This window comes from Bradyrhizobium sp. WYCCWR 13022 (genome assembly GCF_030435535.1).
Classification (GTDB): Bacteria; Pseudomonadota; Alphaproteobacteria; order Rhizobiales; family Xanthobacteraceae; genus Bradyrhizobium.
In genome coordinates this window covers 549,621-569,999 of record NZ_JAUIZJ010000023.1, presented here as the reverse complement: position 1 = coordinate 569,999, position 20,379 = coordinate 549,621, and the positions used below count along the sequence as shown (strand labels likewise).

Annotated in this window: 21 protein-coding genes and 1 tRNA gene; 13 read left to right on the top strand and 9 right to left on the bottom strand. The window is 64.0% G+C overall.

Translation table 11 applies throughout. From position 1 onward, the window contains the following. Position 1: 1 nt before the first annotated feature. Complete coding sequence (locus QY049_RS29740) at positions 2-895, bottom strand: LysR family transcriptional regulator (protein ID WP_301270360.1); 894 nt, start codon at positions 893-895, stop codon at positions 2-4. Between the two features lie 262 nt (positions 896-1,157). Between QY049_RS29740 and QY049_RS29735 the strand changes: the two genes are divergently transcribed. The 3 genes from QY049_RS29735 to QY049_RS29725 all read left to right on the top strand — a co-directional run bounded on the left by QY049_RS29735 (position 1,158) and on the right by QY049_RS29725 (position 3,720). After that, positions 1,158-1,568, top strand: a complete 411-nt coding sequence (locus tag QY049_RS29735) for a TadE/TadG family type IV pilus assembly protein (protein WP_194479154.1) — start codon at positions 1,158-1,160, stop codon at positions 1,566-1,568. A 1-nt stretch (position 1,569) separates the two neighbouring features. Next, complete coding sequence (locus tag QY049_RS29730) at positions 1,570-3,231, top strand: pilus assembly protein TadG-related protein (RefSeq protein ID WP_258764736.1); 1,662 nt, start codon at positions 1,570-1,572, stop codon at positions 3,229-3,231. 87 nt (positions 3,232-3,318) lie between these two features. After that, a complete protein-coding gene (locus tag QY049_RS29725; protein ID WP_258764737.1) occupies positions 3,319-3,720 on the top strand; it encodes a cytochrome c family protein in 402 nt (133 codons plus the stop codon). Positions 3,721-3,730: 10 nt separating this feature from the next. Here QY049_RS29725 and QY049_RS29720 read toward each other — a convergent pair whose 3' ends face one another. Together QY049_RS29720 and QY049_RS29715 are read right to left on the bottom strand one after the other, a co-directional pair. Beyond that, positions 3,731-5,122 carry a M48 family metalloprotease gene (locus tag QY049_RS29720; RefSeq protein ID WP_246755918.1) on the bottom strand — a complete coding sequence of 464 codons (1,392 nt, stop codon included), beginning with the start codon at positions 5,120-5,122 and terminating at the stop codon, positions 3,731-3,733. Positions 5,123-5,256: 134 nt separating this feature from the next. Then, entirely contained in the window at positions 5,257-6,108 is an 852-nt protein-coding gene (locus QY049_RS29715; protein ID WP_258767110.1) for a thermonuclease family protein, read from the bottom strand. A gap of 253 nt (positions 6,109-6,361) precedes the next feature. Here QY049_RS29715 and QY049_RS29710 point away from each other — a divergent pair, with 253 nt between their 5' ends. The 3 genes from QY049_RS29710 (at position 6,362) to QY049_RS29700 (ending at position 9,233) form a co-directional block, all read left to right on the top strand. Next, positions 6,362-7,567, top strand: coding sequence for an ABC transporter substrate-binding protein (locus QY049_RS29710; RefSeq protein ID WP_258764738.1), 1,206 nt, complete (start codon positions 6,362-6,364; stop codon positions 7,565-7,567). A gap of 125 nt (positions 7,568-7,692) precedes the next feature. Further along, the gene (locus QY049_RS29705; RefSeq protein ID WP_194479158.1) at positions 7,693-8,481 is read left to right on the top strand and encodes an enoyl-CoA hydratase; all 789 of its coding nucleotides are present in this window, start codon (positions 7,693-7,695) and stop codon (positions 8,479-8,481) included. A 2-nt stretch (positions 8,482-8,483) separates the two neighbouring features. After that, a complete protein-coding gene (locus QY049_RS29700; RefSeq protein ID WP_258767111.1) occupies positions 8,484-9,233 on the top strand; it encodes a hypothetical protein in 750 nt (249 codons plus the stop codon). A gap of 181 nt (positions 9,234-9,414) precedes the next feature. Here the strand turns inward: QY049_RS29700 and QY049_RS29695 are convergent, their stop codons facing one another. Genes QY049_RS29695 through QY049_RS29685 form a run of 3 tightly spaced genes read right to left on the bottom strand, consistent with a single transcriptional unit; the run spans position 9,415 to position 12,489 of the window. Beyond that, the gene (locus QY049_RS29695) at positions 9,415-10,233 is read right to left on the bottom strand and encodes an enoyl-CoA hydratase/isomerase family protein (protein ID WP_128949400.1); all 819 of its coding nucleotides are present in this window, start codon (positions 10,231-10,233) and stop codon (positions 9,415-9,417) included. A 15-nt stretch (positions 10,234-10,248) separates the two neighbouring features. Beyond that, positions 10,249-11,409: an acyl-CoA dehydrogenase family protein gene (locus tag QY049_RS29690; protein WP_194479159.1), complete on the bottom strand. Its 1,161-nt coding sequence runs from the start codon at positions 11,407-11,409 to the stop codon at positions 10,249-10,251. 15 nt (positions 11,410-11,424) lie between these two features. Beyond that, positions 11,425-12,489, bottom strand: coding sequence for an acyl-CoA dehydrogenase family protein (locus QY049_RS29685; protein WP_258764740.1), 1,065 nt, complete (start codon positions 12,487-12,489; stop codon positions 11,425-11,427). Positions 12,490-12,736: 247 nt separating this feature from the next. On the opposite strand from QY049_RS29685, the gene QY049_RS29680 reads away from it, so the two are divergent. Beyond that, entirely contained in the window at positions 12,737-13,522 is a 786-nt protein-coding gene (locus tag QY049_RS29680) for an SDR family NAD(P)-dependent oxidoreductase (protein WP_258764741.1), read from the top strand. 157 nt (positions 13,523-13,679) lie between these two features. Here QY049_RS29680 and QY049_RS29675 read toward each other — a convergent pair whose 3' ends face one another. After that, positions 13,680-13,952 (bottom strand): GlsB/YeaQ/YmgE family stress response membrane protein, encoded by a 273-nt coding sequence (locus tag QY049_RS29675; protein ID WP_194479162.1) that lies wholly within the window; start codon positions 13,950-13,952, stop codon positions 13,680-13,682. A 40-nt stretch (positions 13,953-13,992) separates the two neighbouring features. After that, entirely contained in the window at positions 13,993-14,562 is a 570-nt protein-coding gene (locus QY049_RS29670; protein WP_258764742.1) for a YidB family protein, read from the bottom strand. 167 nt (positions 14,563-14,729) lie between these two features. On the opposite strand from QY049_RS29670, the gene QY049_RS29665 reads away from it, so the two are divergent. Then, positions 14,730-15,737, top strand: coding sequence for a 2-dehydropantoate 2-reductase (locus QY049_RS29665; protein WP_258764744.1), 1,008 nt, complete (start codon positions 14,730-14,732; stop codon positions 15,735-15,737). Between the two features lie 26 nt (positions 15,738-15,763). Then, positions 15,764-15,979 (top strand): hypothetical protein, encoded by a 216-nt coding sequence (locus QY049_RS29660; protein WP_258764745.1) that lies wholly within the window; start codon positions 15,764-15,766, stop codon positions 15,977-15,979. Positions 15,980-16,039: 60 nt separating this feature from the next. Here QY049_RS29660 and QY049_RS29655 read toward each other — a convergent pair whose 3' ends face one another. After that, positions 16,040-16,651: a hypothetical protein gene (locus QY049_RS29655; protein ID WP_258764746.1), complete on the bottom strand. Its 612-nt coding sequence runs from the start codon at positions 16,649-16,651 to the stop codon at positions 16,040-16,042. 209 nt (positions 16,652-16,860) lie between these two features. On the opposite strand from QY049_RS29655, the gene QY049_RS29650 reads away from it, so the two are divergent. From QY049_RS29650 to QY049_RS29635, 4 genes are all read left to right on the top strand, one after another. Then, complete coding sequence (locus QY049_RS29650; RefSeq protein ID WP_258764747.1) at positions 16,861-17,880, top strand: alpha/beta hydrolase; 1,020 nt, start codon at positions 16,861-16,863, stop codon at positions 17,878-17,880. 111 nt (positions 17,881-17,991) lie between these two features. Continuing rightward, a complete protein-coding gene (locus QY049_RS29645) occupies positions 17,992-19,509 on the top strand; it encodes an AMP-binding protein (RefSeq protein WP_258764748.1) in 1,518 nt (505 codons plus the stop codon). 24 nt (positions 19,510-19,533) lie between these two features. Further along, positions 19,534-20,172, top strand: coding sequence for an RraA family protein (locus tag QY049_RS29640; RefSeq protein WP_194479168.1), 639 nt, complete (start codon positions 19,534-19,536; stop codon positions 20,170-20,172). Positions 20,173-20,264: 92 nt separating this feature from the next. Further along, positions 20,265-20,341: transfer RNA gene (locus tag QY049_RS29635), tRNA-Arg, on the top strand. The last annotated feature ends 38 nt before the right edge of the window (positions 20,342-20,379 follow it).

The following is a 20,379-nucleotide window of genomic DNA, read 5'->3' as shown; positions in this document are numbered from 1 at the left end:
GCTAGCCGCGTGACGTGGCGTCCCTGGGCGGATTCTGGTCGATGTTGAGATTGGCGAGAAGCACGGACAGGCGCTTCGCGAGCTGCTTGACGTCGGAATCGTCGAGCCCCTCGCGAACGCAGACGACCGCCCGCGAGGGCGGCAGTTTTGGCAAATAGTAGTCTCTGGACCTGACGATATCAGGAGCCGCCAGCGCGCCCGGCATGGCGGACAAGCCGAGGCCCGCCCTGACGGCGCTCGTGCGCACGGAAGAATCCGAGCTTCGCAGCACGATCCGGTAGGCAATGCCGCTCCGGTCCAGCGGTCCGATCATCCAATTGTCTTCGGGCAGCGTGATGATCGGGATCGGTGCGCCGGGCCGCGCGACGAAATCCCTCGCCTTGACCCAGTTCGTCTCGAACTGAAATTCGCCGACAATCCGGTCTTCGAGCTCCTGCCCGAAGCCCTCGAGCAAGAACAGGCACGCGACATCGATGAAGCCCTCGAGGAGCCCGCGTCGAATCTCGCTGGAATGTTCGGCGAAAAGGAAGACGCCGGAGAGGTTCTCCCTGCTGAATTCGTCGAACAGCCGCTGTGCGAGCAACTGGCTGATGCCGAGCCGCCGCACGGAGGATCGGTCCGATCCTCCCAACCTGAGTATCTGGTCATTGGCATCGATGATGCGGCGCGCCTGCTGGAGCGCGAGCTTGCCGAGCTCGGTCAGAGCGGTCCCGTTCGCCGTTCGCGTGAAGAGCTCACCACCGATGAGACCTTGCAGCCGTTTGATCTGGGCGCTGATCGCGGGCTGGCTGAGATTGAGCCGGTCTGCGGCCTTGGACATGCTGCCCGTCTCGGCGATTGCCACGACGGTTCGCATGATTTCCATCGGAATGTTTTGAATCTGCTGTCGCAGCATTCGGGCTCCTTCCGACGGGCAGTATCAAGGAAACTTATCTCCCCATTCAAAAAGGCTCTTGAATCTGGAGGGAGATCCACCGGAGCTCTACGGCCCGACGCTCGAACGCGTTCGCGCTAACTGCTTTCAGTACAAAGCACGTCAAGAAAATCTATATGCCTATTTGCATGCATAGCGACGTCAACCTTTGCGTGCAGATTCATGCATACATTGTAAACGCGCCTCTCTCAAGCTCTTGTTCGGGAAAAAGAGGTAAACTCACATGCGCTTTGCGCGAGACGAGGGCGGAGCCACGGCGGTCGAATTCGCGATGATGCTACCGATCTTTCTGACGTTGATTTTCGGCATCGTGGTTTTCGGCTCCTATTTCGCGATGATCCACGGTGTTCAGCAGCTTGCGGCGGAAGCTGCCCGGACGTCCGTCGCGGGCCTCAGCGACACCGAACGCAACAGCCTCGCCCAGTCCTATGTCACGAGCAGCGTGACCGATTATCCGCTGCTCGATGCGACAAAAGTGAATGTCGTAGCGGCGCCGTCGATCTCTGATCCGAATGTCTATGTCGTGACTGTCAGTTACGACGCCTCGTCCAGCTTCATATTCACGCTTCCGTTCGTTCCCGTGTTGTCGCCATCGATCTCACGATCGGCGGTCATCCCCTACGGAGGATTCTGACATGAGGGGCTCGTCGTCGTTTCGCCGCTTCATTTCAGACCGGTCGGGCAATTTCACCATCATGGGTGCGGGATTGATGACGCTGGTCATCGGCTGTACCGCCCTTGGCGTCGATGTCGGCTCCATCTTCGCGGACAAGCGGAAGGCGCAGAGCGCCGCGGACCTCGCCGCCATCGTCGCTGCCAGCAACCTGACCAATGCCTACAATGCAGCGTCGGCGACGGTCGTGAAGAACAACTACCCGGCCGACTCGCTGGTCGGCGTGGATATCGGCACCTATACGCCCGATTCGGCCACGGCGCCGCAAGCGCGCTTCGTGACACCCGCCGCGGGACCTGCCAACGCTGCGCGCGTCACGTTGAAGACGCAGACCCCGCTCTATTTCGCGCGCTACATCACCGGCAGCAGCCGCTTCACGATCAACACCCAGGCGACGGCTTCGAGCACGGCTTTCGCCTCCTTCGCGATCGGGTCGCGCCTGGTCTCGCTCAACGGCGGTCTGCTGAACGCCATTCTCGGCGGCATGCTGGGGACCAACATTTCGCCGTCCGCGATGGACTACCAGTCGCTGATCAATGCAAGGATCGATGCGTTCGATTTTCTCTCGGCCCTGGCGACCCGCGTAAATCTCACGGGCGTAACGTATAGCGACCTGCTGACGGGCAATGCGAGACTGCCTGACGTTGTCGCCGCGGCTTTGGCGGCACAGCAGGCGACCAACGGCCCGAGCTCGGCCACTACCACGCTGTCCATGATATCCCAGGCCGTCGCGAGCCTCTCGACCAGGATCAGTCTCGGCTCCGTGATCGATCTGGGACCCTATAATGGGATGATCACCGGCCAGAAGCCCAAGGTCGGCGTCAGCGTGTCGGTCTTCAGCCTGCTTTCCGCGGTGGCGGAAGTCGCGAACGGCACACACCAGATCACGGCTCCAGTCAATTTCGGGCTGCCTGGCATCGTCGCCGCCAGCCTCGTGGTGACGGTCGGCGAACGTCCCGTCGGCTCGAGCTGGGTCGCCGTCGGCACGCAAGGTGCGAGCGTCCACACCGCCCAGACGCGGATATTGCTCACGGTTCAGATCGGCGGCAGCGGCATCGTTCCTGCGATCGCCTTGCCGCTTTATGTCGAAATCGCGCAAGGCACGGCCACGCTCAACGCCATTTCCTGCAATCATGCGAACATCGCGAACTCGACGGTGACGCTGGGCGTCACGCCGGGGCTGGTGGATGCCTGGATCGGCAATGTCTCGCTGGCTGACATGGCGAATTTCACGACCAAACCGAATCCGCCTGCGGCCGTGCTTGTCAATGTCGGCGGGTTCAACGTCGCCGGTCGCGCCCACGCGGCGATCGGGAATACGTCGCCGACCTCGGTCGACTTCACCTATGTCGATATTCAGTCGCAACTGGCGAAGACGGTCAGCACGCGCAATTTCACTTCCTCGCTGACATCGAGTTTGCTCGGCGATCTCTCGCTGAGTATCAGCGGCGTCGGCGTTCCGATCCCGGGCTTGACGTCGGCCGTCGGCGGAGTCCTGTCCGGATCGACCGGTTCGATCGATCAACTCGTCGCCTCCACCCTGTCGACGCTCGGGGTCGGCGTAGGCCAGGCCGATGTATGGGTCTCGGGCGTTCGCTGCGACGGTGCGGTGCTGGTAAATTAGGCCGTGATGATAGCTCTTGCCCTCCGCGAGCGGGAATAAGGGCAGAGGTCTGACGATCCTGTGTGCGTGTCGCAAGCAGGAGATCACATGAACGTCCGATCCAATCCCGCCCGTCGGCGAACCCCGGAACGCCTGGCGCTCGCGGCGATCGCCACGGCGCTTCTGTGCGTGGCCGGGCCAGCCGGTGCGACCGGAAACGCTGCGCGCGGCCAGGCGCTCTACAAGGGCTGCGCAGACTGTCACTCGATCAACGAGAACGGCATCGGCCCGATGCACAAGGGCGTGGTCGGGCGCAAGGCGGGCAGTGTCGCGGGTTACGACTACTCGCCCGATCTGAAGAACTCAGGCATCGTCTGGACCGAGGAAAACCTCGACAAATGGCTGACCGGGCCCCAGGCCATGGTGCCGGAGACCAAGATGTTCTTCGACGTGCCGGACGCGCAGGATCGCGCCGATATCATCGCGTATCTGAAAGAAAAGGCGCGGTAGCCGCCGCGCCTCAATCCGTGACGATCTTGACGCGGTCACGCACCTTCACCTGCGCGGTGCGATCGAGTCCGTTCAGCACGCGGAAGCGTTCGGCCGGATGATCGACGCCGGACATGCGGTGGGACAGCGATTCCACGGTGTCGCCGGGCTGCACGGTGATGACCTTGATGCGCAGCGGACGCGCGGCCTGGATCTCCTCGAGCGTCAGGCGGCGGAACGAATTGACGGTCTCGCGCGCATTGCGCTCGCTTTCGATCGACTTCTGCCGTGTGGCGAAGATGAAGCGATAGACGTCGCTGCCGAAGCGCAGCGCGTAGACCTTGAACTGCCACTGGTCGCCCTTGGCGGTGGCGGACGCAGCGGGAAAACCGTTGATGGTGATGTCCTCGGTGGACGCCTTATCGACTCCTTCCATCCAGCCGGAATTCAGGTAGTCGCCGAGCGATTGCTCGGCCGGCACACGCACTACGTCGAAACGCATCGCCTGCGAGCCGCCGTCGCGCACGCCGATCACCGCCTGCGCAGTGTTGTCGAGCGTAAAATTATCCGGAGCCTGGAAGGTGAAGCCGAGCTTTGGATGCAGGAAACGCCGGCCGCGGACGAAGCCCTCACTGGGGTCCTCGCCATAGACGATGTTGTCGATCGCGGCGAGATAGCTCTCGCGGTCGCGCTCGGCGCCTTCGGGCGCCGCATATTGCCGCGCGATGGTCTGCGCGTTCTGCACCCGTTCGGGCGTTGCCGGATGCGACGAGGTGAAATCCTGCGCGCGCGGATCGAGCGAGCCCTTGCCTGCCTTCAGCTCCGCATTGCGCTCCATCGCGGAAAGGAATCGGGCCGCACCATAGGGATCGAAATGGGCCCTGGCGGAGATACCGACGCCGATGCCATCAGCCTCGAACTCCTGATTGCGGGAGAAGCTCGCCATGGTGAGCTTGGTCTTGGCGAGCGCGAGCGCGGTGAGGTCGGGATCGTTGCTCATGTCGGTGACGACGCGCGTGACGATCGCGGCCTGGCGCGCCTGGTCCTCGCGCATCGCAGCGTGCTTGGACAGCACATGCGCCATTTCGTGGCTCAGCACCGAGGACAATTCGGAGGTGTCGCTGGCCAGCGCCAGCAGCCCGCGCGTGACATAGAGCTGGCCATTCGGCAGCGCGAAGGCGTTCACAGCACCGGAATTGAGAATGGTGACCTTGTAGCCCTGGTCCGGACGATCGGACGCGGCGACGAGCCGGTCGACGGTCTTGCTGACGAGCGATTCGAGCCGGGGGTCGTCATAGGTGCCGCCATAGCTCGCCAGGATACGCTCATGCTCCTTTTCGGTCGCTGGCGTCTGAGCAACCGCCGGCTTCGGCTTGGGCATCGCCACGGTCGGCGGGGCTGCCGCTGTCTGGAACCGGCCCATATCGCCGCAACCGGCGAGACCCGTACCCAGCAGCAGGCAAAGCGCGGCCGGCGCAGCCCGCAGGCGGCGGCCATCACCTCGTCCGTGCCGTTCTAGCACCCCATTCACGTCGCTTAACCCGTGCCTGGCCTTGCCTAAGGCCTTACCCCTGTCAGCTCGTTTGCACCCAGCAACTCGACCTGTCCCACCCGGAGCACATCGATACGCGGCCCCGTCGTCCCCTCAACCCAGCCCCGGACACGAATACGTCTATTTTCCAGGGACTTAAGCGTAATCCCGGCGTTTTGGAACGCTGGCAGCGTACGCTTTGAAATAGTCACCGCAAAGCCGTGTGTCCAGTTCCGTCCGAAGTTGAGGTAGGTCATTGCCCCAGCTTGCCGGACCGACAGGACTTTGCCCTCGACCACCATAAAGCGCCCGATCCCGGCCAAAATATCGTCCGGACTTTCCGCGTTTTTTATGGCCGACGGGTCAGCCCAGCTGCCCTTTTTTTGGCGCCGCGCCTCGGCCTCTGACGCCATCAGGGCGGCCGCGCAGTCCTTGTCCGCAACCTCGGCCGAGACGAGGGCGTCGCCCTGGCCAAGCAGCATGGCCTGCACGGACGTCTCGCTATCGCCGATGAACAGCAGCGCACCCTGGCGGCCGTAGCGGTCGGGCGTGTCGTCGGTACCGCGCAGGATGACGTCGCGACCGACCAGCAGCGAGGTCAGCGCCTGCCTTGTCGTTGCTGTCGCCTCGATGCCGACAAGACGCACTTCGCGGCCGTCGTCGAGACGCACGCTGCGTGCATCGACTACGCCTGCCACGCGGCCTTCGCCCTGTGCCTCGAACTGGCACGGCGTCGCAGACGCTGTATGACCCGCGATGAGAAGAAGTGCGACGATGAGGTGAATCCGTTGCGTCACGTGACCCGGAGAGGTTGCGTTATGCTCTAGCTTTACCCCAAGTGTAGCTGGTCGCGAAGACGCTTCCTCACACTCCGTCATTGCGAGGCGCGAAGCGACGAAGAATCCCTCCGCGGAAAGACTCTGGATTGTTTCGCTGCGCGCGTAATGATGCGGAGATATTTCTCCGCACCTTACCATTCCGTTTTGCGGAAATCGCGGACAGAACATGCGGCCTCTTCGCGCCTGCGCTTGCTGCGCTGTTGCGCATGCGGCATGATTACGGGACTAGCGAATGCCAAGAGCAATAATCAAGCCGCCATCAGAGACAGGCGATCAAGGGAGACCGTTTTCCATGAAGCATATTTTGTCGGGCATTTTTGCCGCCGCGCTTGCCCTCAGCGCGAGCGTTGCGCAGGCCCAGGACAAGCCTCCCCTCAAGATCGGCGGCATTCTCGACATGTCGAGCCTTTACGCCGACATCACCGGCCCCGGCAGCGAGACCGCGGCCAAGATGGCCGTGGAAGATTTCGGCGGCGAGGTGCTGGGTCGCAAGATCGAGGTGCTGGCGGCTGACCATCAAAACAAGGCCGACCTTGCCGCCAACATCGCCCGCGACATGCTCGATAATCAGGGCGTCGAGATGATCTACGACGTCGCGGCCTCGGCAACCGCGCTTGCCGCCGGCGAGATCGCGAAGGCGCGAGGCAAGATCATCATGTTCAATGGCCCGGGCTCGATCCGTCTCTCCAACGAGGCGTGCGGTCCCTACACCATCCACTACGTCTTCGACACCTACGGCCAGGCCAATGTGACCGGCCTTGCCGCCGTGAAGTCGGGCCTCGACACCTGGTTCTTCCTCACCGCCGACTACGCCTTCGGCCAGGATCTGGAGAAGGACACCAGTGCCGTCGTCACCAAGACGGGCGGCAAGGTGCTCGGCAGCGTACGCCATCCGCTCAACACATCGGATTTCTCGTCGTTCCTGCTGCAGGCGCAGGCGTCGAAAGCCAAGGTGATCGGGCTCGCGAATGCCGGCGGTGATACCGTCAACGCCATCAAGCAGTCGGCCGAGTTCGGTATCATGAAGGGCGGCCAGAAGGTCTCGCCACTGCTGGCCTTCGTCACCGACATCGATTCGATCGGGCTTGAGACCGCGCAGGGTCTGCTGCTGGCCGAGGCCTTTTATTGGGACATGAACGACGAGACGCGCGCCTTCTCGAAGCGCTTTCAGGAGCGCGTGAAGCGGCCGCCGACCTCGGCGCAGGCCGGCGTCTATTCCTCCGTCACGCATTATCTGAAGGCGGTGAAGGCGGCCGGCACAACCGATGCGGCTACGGTCATGAAGGTGATGAAGGAGACGCCGATCAACGATTTCTTCGCCAAGAACGGCAAGATCCGCGAGGACGGCCGCATGGTGCACGACATGTACCTGTTCGAGGTCAAGAAGCCGTCGGAGTCGAAGGGGCGCTGGGACGACTACAAGCTGCTCGCCACCGTGCCCGGCAACGAGGCGTTCCAGTCGCTGGAGCAGTCGCGCTGCCCGCTGGTGAAGAAGTGACGGCGTGACGTAAGTCACGACGTCATCCCGGGGCGCGAAGCGAACCCGGGATCTCGAGGTTCCGGGTTCGATGCTTTGCATCGCCCCGGAGCGACGGAGATGCAAAACAACAAGGGAGACGCCCCATGAACGACATGGTTCTGCAGAAGCTCGAAGGCGGGCTGCTCACCATCACCATGAACCGCCCCGAGCGAAAGAACGCGCTCAACCCCGAGATGGTCGCAGGGTTAGTCGAGGCGGCGCGCCGCGCGGCTGATGATCCCGAGGTGCGGGCGGTGCTGTTCAAGGGCGCCGGCGGCTCGTTCTGCGTCGGCGGCGACGTCAAGTCGATGGCGGCGGGACGCGCGCCGCTGCCGTTCGAGGTGAAGATGGCGAACCTGCGCCGCGGCATGGAGGTCTCGCGCATCCTGCATCAGATGCCGAAACCCGTGGTGGCGCAGCTCGACGGCGCTGCGGCCGGTGCCGGCCTTTCGATGGCACTGTCCTGCGATCTCCGCATCGCCGGCGAATCCTGCAAGATCACGACGGCCTTTGCCAAGGTCGGATTCTCCGGCGATTACGGTGGCACCTATTTCCTGACCCAACTGCTCGGCAGTGCGCGGGCGCGCGAGCTTTACCTTACATCGCCGGTGCTGACCGCGAAGGAGGCGCATGCGATCGGCATGGTGACGAGGGTCGTGCCCGACGCCGAGATCGATACAGCCGCGCATGAGCTGGCGCTGTCGCTGGCGCAAGGACCATCTATCGCGCTCGGCTACATCAAGCGCAACATCAACAACGCCGAGCATCTGCCGCTGGAAGACTGCTTCGACGGCGAGGCGATCCACCACACCCGCTGCAGCGACACCGAGGATCACAAGGAGGCCGCCAAGGCCTTCGTCGAGAAGCGCAAGCCGGCCTTCAAAGGCGCATGACGGTGGCGCCCCATATGCGGCTGCGACAGATATGCCTGGTCGCGCCTCAGCTCGCGCCTGTCATCTCCGATATCACCGAGATCATGGGCCTTTCCGTCTGCTACCGCGACGGCAATGTCGCCAAATACGGCCTGGAGAACGCGCTGCTCCCGGTCGATACGATCCTTCTGGAGGTCGTCGCGCCGTTCAAGGACGGCACCACGGCCGGCCGCTTCATCGAGAAGACCGGCGGCCGCGGTGGCTACATGGCGATTTTCTGCTGCAACGATCCCGACGAGCGCGGCCGCAACGCCAACGCGCTGGGCGTGCGCACCGCCAACGTCATTGATCACGCGCCCTATCACGGCGTGCAGCTCCACCCGCGCGACTGCCGCGCCGCCTTCATCGAGTTCAATCACACCGAAGGCAGCGACGACATTCTAGGGCCGTACCCGCCGGCGGGACCGGACTGGCAGAAATACATCCGCAATGACGTGACGCAGGCGCTCACGGCCGTGGAGATGCAGAGCCCTGATCCGGTGGGGCTCGCGGAGCATTGGCGCAAGATCATCGGTGTTGCGCCGGGTGGCGATGCCGAGCTGAAGCTGCCGAATGCGACCTTCCGCTTTGTGAAAGGGGCGAGCGAGATCATGAGCGCGCTGGAGTTTCGGGTGGCTGATGCCGCGAGTGTGTTGCATGCCGCGCGGGAGAAAGGACTTGCGGTGGCGGGCAACGAGTTCCTGCTCGGCGGTGTGACGTTTCGTGTGAGCTAACCTTGCCCGTTATCCGTCACCGTGTCGTGTTCGCCTCTTCAGCGGCGCTCGAAGGGCGACGGCCACCGGCCGGGGCCGCTCATCCTTCGAGGCTCCCAGCACGGTGCTATGCACCGTGCTGCTCGCACCTCAGGACGACGGGCTGAGTTAGCCGCGAAGAAATGCGGCGTAGAGAGCGCAATCACCGTCCCCTAAAATTCGCCACGCGCCGTTCTTCCGTGGCCTTCACGCCCTCCTTGAAATCCTCCGTCGCGCGCAGGCGGGTCTGCTCGGCAAGTTCGTGATTGGTCGCCGCCATCACGCGGTCGGCGAGGCCGGCGCGCATCGTGGCGCGGGTGGAGAGGAGGCCGAGCGGGGAGCATTCGGCGATCTCGCCGGCGAGCTTCATCGCGGCCGCTTTCACCTGGTCCTGCGGCACCAGCTCGTTGGCGAGGCCCCATTTATAGGCCTCTTCGCCGGTGACGCGGCGGCTGGTGTAGAACATCAGCTCGGCGTTGTTCTTGCCGATCAACTCGGGCAACGTCGTGGTCAGACCGAAGCCGGGATGGAAGCCGAGTTTCGTGAAATTCGCGGAGAAGCGGGCTTCCGGGCAGGTGACGCGGAAATCCGCCGACACCGCAAGGCCCAATCCGCCGCCGATGGCCGCGCCCTGCACGGCGGCGACGATCGGCTTCTTGGCGCGGAAGATGCGCACGGCCTGGATGTAGAGATGATTGATCGGGCCGAGACTGTCTGCCGGATCGCCCTTGGCCTTTTTCTCCGCCTCTTGTGCTTCCTGCGCCTGTCGCGCGGGGTCACCGAAATTGGCGCCGGCGCAGAAGGCCTTGCCTTGCGCCGAGAGAACGGAAGCGCGGATCTCGATGTCGCGATCGAACTCGTCGAGCGCGTCCGCGATCTGGTTGATCAGCGAGATGTCGAAGAAGTTGAGCGGGGGACGGCGGATCTCGATGGAGCCGACGTGCCCGACCTTCTCGACGCCGATATCCTTGTAGGTGGTCATGATGTCCTCGAAGCGTTAGCGCAGGCCAAGTCCACGCGCGATGATGCCGCGCAGCACCTCGGTGGTGCCGCCCTGGATGGTGAGTTTAGGTGCGGTCTTGATGGCGAAGTCGAGCTGCCGCTCGAGCGTCTCGCGATTGGTAGCGGTCTCCTCGACGAAGGCCGCGAGATCGCGCACGCGGTGCGGAAGCTGCTGTTCCCAGACCGTGCCGATGTCCTTGACGATGGAAGCTTCCACCACCGGCTCCTTGCCGGCCTGCAGCATGCCCGCGACCGAAACCGACATGCGACGCATGGTGTGGAGCTGCGCGACCAGACGGCCGATGCCTTCGGCGCTGCGCGTATCCGGATTAGGGCCGACCGCGCGGACGAGCTCGGTCAGCACGTAATAAGTCTCGAGGAAGCGCTCGGGGCCCGAACGCTCGTAAGCGAGCTCCGACGTCGCCTGCTTCCAGGCGCCGTCGACTTCGCCGAGCACGTGATCGTCGGGGACGAAGAAATCGGTGAAGACCACCTCGTTGAACTCGTACTGGCCGGTGATCTGCCCGATCGGGTTCACCTTGATGCCCGGCTGCTTCATCTTGACCAAAAACTGCGTCAGGCCGTGACGTCGGTTTTCCTTGGTCGGCGGCGAGGTCCGGAAGATCGCGATCATGTAATCGGCGATATGCGCCGACGAGGTCCAGATCTTGGTGCCGTTGATGAGATAGCCTCCGTCGGTCTTGGTCGCGCGCGTCTTCGCCGCGAACAGGTCCGAACCGGAATTCGGCTCGCTCATGCCGATGGCGAAGCAGATCTCCCCACGGCAGATGCGCGGAAGGATGTCCATCTTGATGTGCTCGGGCGCGTATTTCAGCAGCACCGGCCCGCTCTGACGGTCGGCGACGAAGAAGCGACGCGTCGGCGCGTTGGCGACGCGCATCTCCTCGGTCACGACGTAGCGCTCGAGGAAGGAGCGCTCCTGGCCGCCATATTTCTTCGGCCAGGTCATCCCGAGCCAGCCCTTGGCGCCGACTTTCCGGGAAAATTCCGGCACGTCGGTGTCTTCGCGGTTGGGCTTGTGCGGATCGAAGGTGCCGGCGGCGATTTCCTCGGCGAGGAAGGCGCGCACCTCCTTGCGCAGTTGCTCGCACTTCTCGGGCAGGCGGATCGGATCGAAACGGAGAGCTGCGGTCATATGTTTCGTTCCCTGTTAGCGCGACGCCACGAGCGGCCACAACTCATCGGCGCCTCTGGAGGCGACGAGCTTGCCGAGCTCGACGGCCCAGTGGCTTTCGGAGCCGAAGTCATCGCGCCAGGCCAGCGCCCGCAGCGAATAGCGGTGCAGGATGTGCTCGATGGTGAAGCCGATCGCGCCGTGCACCTGATGGGCGATGCCGCCGCCTTTCTCCGCGGCTTCCGCGCAGCGGATCTTTGCGGAGGCGGCCTCGAGATAGACTTCGTCGTCGAACGATTTGGCGTTCGCGATGGCATCGGCCGCCGACGTCGCGGCCGCGAGCGCCGCGGCGGATTCGCCGGCGAGGCGGGCGAGATTGTGCTGCACCGCCTGGAACTTCGAGATCTTCTTCTCGAAGGCAACGCGTTCGTTGGAATAGCGCACCGAGATGTCGAGCATGGATTCAAGTGCGCCGGCGATCTGAAGGCTGCGCGCGACACCGCCCATCAGCATCAGCGTGGTCTGGTCGACGCCTTTTGGAGCGGCCTTGACGGTCACAGGCTGGACCTTGTCGAGCGTCACGGTATCGCTGTGGTCGTAGCCGACATTCAGCCCGGATTCGATCCGGCCCTTCGAGGCATCGACCAGGGCGATGGAGACGCCGTCCCTGCCATGCGCGAGCACCGCAAAATGCTTCGCGGCCTTGGCAAAGGGGACGCCGCGGGCGCGGCCGGAAAGCGCGCCGTCGGCATCGACAATGATGCGATCCCTCGGGCTCGCCGGCAGCACCGTCATCTCGCCTTCCGGCGAGGCGATCTTCGCCTGCGCCAGCAGCCAGCCCGCGAGCATGGTTTCGGCCAGGGGAACCGCGACTGCGAAGCGGCCGGCGGCGTTGAGCAGGGCAAAACCGTCGGCAAGGCTCGCGCCGGAGCCGCCGAGATCGTCGGGCACCCAAGCCAGCGGCAAGCCGGATTCGCTCAGCGCCTGCCACAGCGGCGCCTGCCACGATTTTGTCTTGTCGTTGTTGATGGTTTGCGGATCGGCGAGATCGGCGAAGATCTTCTCCGCGGTCTCGACGACGATATTGTCACTCTCCGCCACAGCGTTCCCCGTGTTTTGCCATTGGCGCGTCCTGCCCAAGGAGCCGGCGCGCGATCTCTTTCTTGCGCCCGATGATCCGAAAAAGCCATGGCCCTGACAAGCGTTGATCGCAGGCCCATCTGCGGCTCCGGCATGGGGGAAGGAGCTGGTCTGGATTAATTCCGCTTAGCGGAGTTTGCTCGATTTGCAGGGCGCGGCAAACTCGCTAAACAGGGCGCCACATTCAAACACGGGGAAGGACATCCGGATGGCCAAGGACAGTTTGTGCGCAATCGTGACGGGGTCCGCATCCGGTCTCGGCGCGGCGACTGCGGAAATTCTCGCAGCGACCGGGGCACGGCTCGTCATCAACTATTCGTCGAGCCAGAAGGAAGCCGAGGCCACCGCTGAGCTCTGCCGCAAGGCGGGTGCTGCGGAAGTGCTGGTGGTGCAGGGCGATGTCTCGAAGGATGATGATTGCCGCAGGATCGTCGCCGCCGCGAGCGGCTGGGGCAAGCTCGACATCCTCGTCAACAATGCCGGCACCACCAAGCATGTCGCCCATGGCAATCTCGACGGGCTCTCGGCGGAAGATTTCCAGCGGCTCTACGGCGTCAACACCATCGGCCCGTTCCAGATGGTGCGCGCTGCGCGCAGCCTGCTCGAGGCTGGTGCAAACGGGTCGGGGCGTCCATCGGCCGTGGTCAACATTTCCTCCGTTGCCGGCATCAGCGGTGTCGGCTCGTCGATTGCGTATGCGGCAAGCAAGGGCGCGCTCAACACGATGACGCTGTCGCTGTCGCGTGCGCTGGCGCCCCTGATCCGCGTCAATACGGTTTGCCCCGGTTATATCGACACGCCCTGGTTCACCAAGGGCCGCGGCGAGGAACAGGCAAAGCAGGTGCGCGACAGCGTGGTGGCAAAGGTGCCGCTGAAGGTCGCCTCTTCAGCCGAGGACATCGCTCGGCTCGTCTGCTTCCTGGCGATGCCTGCGTCCAGCAACATGACCGGCGAGGTCGTGCGCATGGATGCGGGGATGCATTTGATTACGTAGTTCGTCATTGCGAACGAAGCGAAGCAATCCAGAAATCTCTCCGCGGAGACAGTCTGGAGCGTTTCGTCGCACCAGCGCAAAATTGCTTCGCAATCTGTCGCGGACTCCTCGCAATGCCGGAGTCTGAGGCGGCGGCGCGTTCCTGCAGCCTACGCAGTCACCCCTTGATCACGCCGCTCGCGACCAGTCGGTGCCAGATGAACAGCACCACCACGGCGCCGATCGTGGCCATGATGAATCCCGCGCCCTGATCCGGACTGTAATGGCCGATGGCCTGGCCGACGAAGGTCGCCAGAAACGCACCGACTATGCCGAGGATGGTGGTGAGGATGAAGCCGCTCGGGTTGTTCGGTCCCGGCGCCAGAAAGCGCGCGATGAGGCCGGCGACGAAGCCGACCACGATGATCCACAACAGGCCGCCCATGCTCATGTCAGTGCTCCCCTTGCCGAATGCGTAGATCCAATTTGGATTAAATTCGTCCCGCGAGCTCGGTTTCGCTCGGCAGCCGTCCGTCCGGCGTCAGATGATCGACCACCTGCGGCAGGTACTGGCTGAGGCCGGACAGCAGTTCGTCGCGCGACAGCCCGCTCTGCGCGGACAGACTGTTGATCTGGTCGGCGCCGAGCGCATTGGCGAGATCGCCGGGGCTGATGGCCTTGTTCTCGCCCTTGCCGACCCAGGTGTTCGCGGTGTCGCCGTGGCCGCCCTGCTGGAGCTGGTTGAGGAGATCGCCGAGGCCGCCGCTGAGCACGGAGCCGGCTGCGCCGCCGGCGAGCAGGCCGCCGAGGCCCCCCTTGAGGACATCACCGAGGCCGCCACCGCCCGTGCCGGTGTTCACCGGCGGCGGCACAGGTGCCGGCGCCGACTGCGGCGCGGCGCCCGGCTGGCCAGCCGTCAGACGCTTGAATGCCTTCCAGGCGAGCAGGCCGAGGATAGCCATGGTCATCGGCGACATGCCACCGGAAGATTGCTGTGAGCTCGGGGTGCTCGGGCCGCGGGGCCCGTTCTGCATGCCGTTGAGGACGTCGAGTAGACCCATGGTGCTCTCCTTTGGCGTTCTCGTCGGCGAGCTCTCGCCGGTGACAAGCCCCCAGGCAAAAACATATGGGGCTCTCATGACGGTTACAAGGCAGATGCGACTTGGTCGCGATGGGCAGCCGACGCTGTCTCTGCTATCGAAGGCGAGTGATTGAGGGAGAAGGTCAGGTGCTGACGGATCGACCGATCGTGGTGGCCGGCGCGGGCGCCATCGGGTGTTTCGTCGGCGGCATGCTGGCGGCTGACGATCGTCGGGTCGCGCTCCTGGTCCGGCCGCGCGTGAAGACCGAAATCGAGCGGTTCGGCCTGCGGCTGACGGATTTCGACGGCTCCGAGAAGAAGCTGGGTGCGGGCCAGCTGGCGTTGTCGGAGGATCCCGCGATCTTTCACAGTGCTGGCATCGTGCTGGTCACGGTCAAGAGTGCCGATACGGCCGATGTCGCGGATCAGATCGCGCGGCACGCGCCCCGGGATGCCGTGATCGTGTCGTTGCAGAACGGCGTCGGCAATGTCGCGGTGCTGCAGGAGCGGCTCGGCGGCCGGCGCGTGCTCGCCGGCATGGTGCCGTTCAATGTGGTCGCAATGGGCGACGGACGCTTCCACCGCTCGACCTCGGGCGACATCACCGTCGGCGAAGATGTGGACAATACGGCTGCGGCATTGTCGGTGTCTGGTCTCGCGATGCGCGCGAGTCGCGACATCACCGGCGTGCAATGGGGCAAGCTGATCATCAATCTGAACAATGCGCTCAGCGCCTTGTCGAACATGCCGCTCGCCGCGCAATTGGCGAACCGTGACTGGCGAAAACTGTTTGCTGACCAGATGGCCGAGGGTCTCGCTACGTTGAAAGCCGCCGGAATCAAGCCGGCCTCGGCGACGCCGATCCCGCCGAACTGGACGCCGACCCTGTTGAGACTGCCCGACGTGATCTTCAGCGCGATTCTGGGGCGCACGATGAAGATCGATCCGGAGGCACGCTCCTCGATGTGGCAGGATCTGAAGCAGGGCCGCAAGACCGAGATCGACTATCTCCAGGGCGCGGTCATTGCGCTCGCCGAGCAGAACAAGGTCGATGTGCCGCTGATGCGCCGCATTGTTGCGCTGGTCAAGCAGGCAGAGACGGCCGGCACGGGCCCTCCGGGACTTTCGCCGCAGCAGATCCGCGGTATGGTTTGAGCGTTGACGGTTGATGGAGAAGCACGATGAAAATATGTCTGATGATCGGGCTGATGCTCGCCGCACTCTGCGCCGCCTCCAGCTTTGCGGAGGCTCGGCCGCCGACTGTCATGAACTCCCCCGGTTACGACGCGCGTTTGCAGGAGAGCCGCAAGGCGCTGGGCAATTCACAGACGACCACCACGCCGACGGATGCAACGGTCGTCAAACCGAAGCATAGCAAGAAGAAGCAACCGAACTGAGGAACGGCTTTCAGTCCTCACCGGGTTGACGTGCCGAGAGAGAAGCGAGCGGGTCGTGCCTCAGCCCTTCTTCGCCGGCTTGCTCGGCGTTGGGCTGAACAGCTTCTTCAGATCACTGAGGCCTTCCGACAGCCGCGGCCATTCGCAGGAGAACGAACCTTTGGTGCAAGGCGCGCCCTTCGGTCGCGGCGCAACTTGCTGGACCTTGGGCCGCTCGACCGGAACGGGGATGTGCTCCACTTCGGTTCGCAGCGCGACCTGTTGAAGCTGCTGCGCCTGCTGTTCGCGCTGCTGCCGCACAATCGCCTGGGCCGCTTCATTGCTGCGGCGCTGATCGGCGAGATAGGCGGTGTAGGATTCGTCGATCTTCTTCTGCTCTTCCGGTGTCGGGTTGGGCCCAGCGATGTCGAAGGTCCGGTCCTGGAGGAAGTCGTAATAGGTGTAGCCGCCACCCGGCTTGCGCCGGCCGGCGAATTTTGCGTTGCAGTCCGCCAGTGCCGAAGTCTTTTCGGCCTTGGTTGCGGATTTTTCGGCCGCGTCGGCGCATTCCTCGAAGTCGACAGGCGCGCGCTTCCACCATTGTGCGTGCGCATGCGACGAGGTCAGCAGGAAAAGTCCTGCTGCAGCAACAAGAAGAGGCGCCGCACGACGCGATGCAACTACGTCTGACATTCTTCGAGAGCATTCCCTGCGAAACTCAACCCCAACTGAGTCGGAACTGATTTTTGCTCCTTTCTCGCGAGCTTGTCACCCGTGGAACTCGGGAATTTCATGACTGGAGTGCTGACATTTTTTGCTTGACGTGGCCCGGGAGTCACAGCCTCGCGACGCATGATGCGCTTAGAATTTTATCGATTTGATCCGACGAGGACATGTTCGTCATGAGGGCGCTAAGCTCTATGGCCGCAGTCGCTTTGATGCTGGTTTGCGGCTGCGCGCTTGCCGCCGAGGACGAGGCCCCCAACCATAAGCCGGTGAAGGTCGTGGCCGATGCGCGGCTGTCGGTCGGCGGTAAGGGACTATTGCCGCTCTATCTCTCCAACGACTGGTCGATGCCGCTGCCTGCGATCTCGCGCGCCGTCATCGTGCTGCACGGCCGCTTGCGCAATGCCGACGAATATTACATCTCGGCCCACACCGCGCAGGTTGCCGCCGGCGACGACGGCAAGAGCGCGCTCATGATCGCGCCGCAGTTCCTGGCGGAGGTCGATATCGATGCACACAAGCTGCCCGCCGACACGCTGCGCTGGTCGCTGGTGGGATGGGAAGGCGGCGAGGCCGCGCTTGCGCCCAATCCGGTCTCCTCCTTCGAGGCGCTCGACGCGATCCTGGCAAGGCTTTCCGACCGGCGCATCTTTCCGAACCTGAAGCAGGTCGTTATCGCCGGTCACTCCGGCGGCGGCCAGGTCACGCAGCGTTACGCCATCGCCGGCAAGGGCGAGGCGGCGCTGTCGCGTCAACACATCGAGGTTCGTTATGTCGTCGCCAATTCGTCGTCTTATGCATATTTCAGCGGTGAGCGGCCGGTGCAGGCGATCGCCGCGTCCTGCCAAGGCTACAACGTCTGGAAATACGGCATGGATGGACGGCCGCCCTACCTTGCGGACGCGACGCCGGCCGCGTTGGAGCAGCGCTATGTCGAGCGCGACGTGATCTATCTGCTCGGCACGCTCGACACCAAGCCCGCAGCGGACAAGAGCTGCATGGGCGAAGCACAGGGTCCAAATCGCTACGTCCGCGGCCACGCCTATGCCGACGCGATGGCGAAGCGCAGTCACGGCGCGCCCAATCACAGGGTGTGGGACGTCGCCGGCATTGGGCATGACGTCGACAAGATGCTGACGTCAAAATGCGGCCTCGCGGCGCTGTTCGACAGTCCGGGATGCGGCGCAGAGCGCTGATGCGGATACTTGGAGGGCAGATGCCTTGAAGGTCCGGCTCCGGCTGTTACACTTCGCCTCGCGAACGCCTCATCCTGAGGCGGCGCCAAGAAGACGAAGTGGAAACGCCTGATGTTGCTGCCCCTGTCCGATGTGCCGCGCTGGTACGCTCAACGCAAACCCGAAGGCACGATCGCCGTCCAGCATGGGCAGGACAAGCTGACATGGGACGCGCTCGAGCGCGGTGCCAACCGGCGCGCGCGGGCGTTTGCGGCCAAGGGCGTCAAGCCCGGCGATTTCGTCGCGATCGGATTGCCCAACGGCAATGCGTTTTTCGAGACAACCTTTGCGGTGTGGAAATGCGGCGCGACGCCGACCTCGCTGTCATGGCGGCTGCCGCGCGGCGAAGCCGCAGCCGTGCTCGAGATATTGAAGCCCGCGCTTGTGGTCGGTGGCGAGGCAGACTGGAATGCGCAGAACCGCCTGCCGGCGGATTTCGTGCCGGAAGGTTTTTCCGATGAACCGCTCGACCCTCCGGTCGCGCGCTACTGGAAGGCCATGACATCGGGCGGGTCGACCGGCCGTCCGAAGGTGATCCTCGATCACAACCCCGCGGTCATCGATACGGCCGCGCCGTTGCCGCTCAACATGCCCATCGGCGCCTCGCTCCTGAATCCGGGCCCGCTCTACCACAATGCGCCGTTCATCGTGTCGCACTATGCGCTGTTCGGCGGCGGCAAGCTCACGGGGCTGGTCAAGTTCGACGCCGAGCAGACGCTGCGGCAGATCGAGCGCGAGCGCGTGCAGTGGGTCAATTTCGTGCCGACCATGATGCACCGGATCTGGGCGCTGCCCGACGACGTTCGCAATGGCTACGACGTCTCGAGCCTGCAAACCGTGTTCCACATGGCGGCGCCCATGCCACCCTGGCTGAAGGAGAACTGGATCGCCTGGCTCGGGCCTGACAGGATCTGGGAGCTCTACGGCGGCACCGAGCGGCAGGGCGCCTGCATCATATCAGGCACGGAATGGCTGACGCACAAGGGCTCCGTCGGTAAGATCGGCGAGACGGCGAAGCTTCGCATCATCGGCGAGGACGGCAACGACGTCGCGCCCGGCGAGACCGGCGAGATCTACTTCCTCAACAACGACGGCAAGGACGCAACCTATCACTATCTCGGCGCCGAGCCGAAGCGTCGCGCCGACGGCTGGGAATCACTCGGCGATATCGGCAGGCTCGATGCCGAAGGCTACCTTTATCTCGGCGACCGCCTCGCCGACATGGTGCTGCGCGGCGGCGCCAACATCTATCCGGCCGAGGTCGAAGCTGCCGTCTCCGCGTGCCCCGGCGTGCGCTCCTGCGTGGTGGTGGGCCTGCCAGATCCGGAGCTCGGCCAGCGCGTGCACGCCATCATCGAGCCGGAGGCGAACGCGGATGGTCAGGCCATCGCGGACGGCATGGCGGACTTCCTGAAGGACAGGCTCAGCCGCTACAAGCATCCGGAGAGTTTCGAGTTCGTCGGCGCATCGCCGCGCGACGATTCCGGAAAGGTTCGCCGCACGCTGTTGCGCGACGAGCGCGCGGCATGGATGAAGGACGGACGCGCGTTTCGCATCGTGCCGGCGAAAGCGCGGGTGCACGCCGAATAAGACATCACGGAAGGATCGAGCCCCATGACGATTTCCATCGCAGCGAACAGCGTGTCGAAACCGCCGGCCGGTATCATCGAGGGCTTTCGGAATGCGCCGACCTCGATCATTTCTGACAATCTTGGCCGTCTGCCGGGCGCGGTCGGGCTGAAGCCCTATCACCGCAGCGGCAGGTTGATCGGCGCAGCCTTCACGGTACGCACCCGGCCCGGCGACAATCTCGCCATCCACCGTGCGCTCGAACTGGTCGGTCCCGGCGACGTCATCGTGGTCGATGGTGGCGGCGACGAGACCCGCGCGCTGGTCGGCGAGATCATGAAAAATATCGCGCAATGGCGCAAAGCAGAGGGCTACGTCATCGACGGCGCAATTCGCGATGTCGCCGCCTTTGCCGGCGACGACTTCCCCTGCTTCGCCCGCGCGGTGATCCATCGCGGCCCCTACAAGAATGGCCCCGGCGAGATCAACGTGCCCGTTTCGGTCGGCGGCAGCGTGATCTCGCCCGGCGACATCGTGGTCGGGGACGAGGACGGCGTGGTGTCGTTTCCCGCCGCCGGTGCCGCGGCCCTGCTGGAGGCGGTGCGCGTCCAGATCAAGCGGGAGGAGGACACACTGAAGGCGATCCGCGAGGGCCGCTACCAGGGGGCTTACGGGAAGTCCTGATCGCCCGCTCGTTGTTGAGCGAAGGGCTTCCGATTCGGCCCTCGCTTTGATATGTACAGCTCCAGGCAACCCGCCTCACCGGTGGGTTCCGCGGTCCCGTAGCTCAGCCGGATAGAGCGGCGGTTTCCTAAACCGTAGGTCGCATGTTCGAGTCATGCCGGGATCGCCATTACGGCTTCAGAACGCTGAGAGAAAGTGTGAGGTCGC

Bases quoted from the DNA above. Each gene is read 5' to 3' on its own strand.
- QY049_RS29740 (WP_301270360.1), bottom strand. From the start codon at position 895: ATGCTGCGACAGCAGATTCAAAACATTCCGATGGAAATCATGCGAACC.
- QY049_RS29735 (WP_194479154.1), top strand. From the start codon at position 1,158: ATGCGCTTTGCGCGAGACGAGGGCGGAGCCACGGCGGTCGAATTCGCG.
- QY049_RS29730 (WP_258764736.1), top strand. From the start codon at position 1,570: ATGAGGGGCTCGTCGTCGTTTCGCCGCTTCATTTCAGACCGGTCGGGC.
- QY049_RS29725 (WP_258764737.1), top strand. From the start codon at position 3,319: ATGAACGTCCGATCCAATCCCGCCCGTCGGCGAACCCCGGAACGCCTG.
- QY049_RS29720 (WP_246755918.1), bottom strand. From the start codon at position 5,122: ATGGGCCGGTTCCAGACAGCGGCAGCCCCGCCGACCGTGGCGATGCCC.
- QY049_RS29715 (WP_258767110.1), bottom strand. From the start codon at position 6,108: ATGACGGAGTGTGAGGAAGCGTCTTCGCGACCAGCTACACTTGGGGTA.
- QY049_RS29710 (WP_258764738.1), top strand. From the start codon at position 6,362: ATGAAGCATATTTTGTCGGGCATTTTTGCCGCCGCGCTTGCCCTCAGC.
- QY049_RS29705 (WP_194479158.1), top strand. From the start codon at position 7,693: ATGAACGACATGGTTCTGCAGAAGCTCGAAGGCGGGCTGCTCACCATC.
- QY049_RS29695 (WP_128949400.1), bottom strand. From the start codon at position 10,233: ATGACCACCTACAAGGATATCGGCGTCGAGAAGGTCGGGCACGTCGGC.
- QY049_RS29690 (WP_194479159.1), bottom strand. From the start codon at position 11,409: ATGACCGCAGCTCTCCGTTTCGATCCGATCCGCCTGCCCGAGAAGTGC.
- QY049_RS29680 (WP_258764741.1), top strand. From the start codon at position 12,737: ATGGCCAAGGACAGTTTGTGCGCAATCGTGACGGGGTCCGCATCCGGT.
- QY049_RS29675 (WP_194479162.1), bottom strand. From the start codon at position 13,952: ATGAGCATGGGCGGCCTGTTGTGGATCATCGTGGTCGGCTTCGTCGCC.
- QY049_RS29670 (WP_258764742.1), bottom strand. From the start codon at position 14,562: ATGGGTCTACTCGACGTCCTCAACGGCATGCAGAACGGGCCCCGCGGC.
- QY049_RS29660 (WP_258764745.1), top strand. From the start codon at position 15,764: ATGAAAATATGTCTGATGATCGGGCTGATGCTCGCCGCACTCTGCGCC.
- QY049_RS29655 (WP_258764746.1), bottom strand. From the start codon at position 16,651: ATGTCAGACGTAGTTGCATCGCGTCGTGCGGCGCCTCTTCTTGTTGCT.
- QY049_RS29650 (WP_258764747.1), top strand. From the start codon at position 16,861: ATGAGGGCGCTAAGCTCTATGGCCGCAGTCGCTTTGATGCTGGTTTGC.
- QY049_RS29645 (WP_258764748.1), top strand. From the start codon at position 17,992: ATGTTGCTGCCCCTGTCCGATGTGCCGCGCTGGTACGCTCAACGCAAA.
- QY049_RS29640 (WP_194479168.1), top strand. From the start codon at position 19,534: ATGACGATTTCCATCGCAGCGAACAGCGTGTCGAAACCGCCGGCCGGT.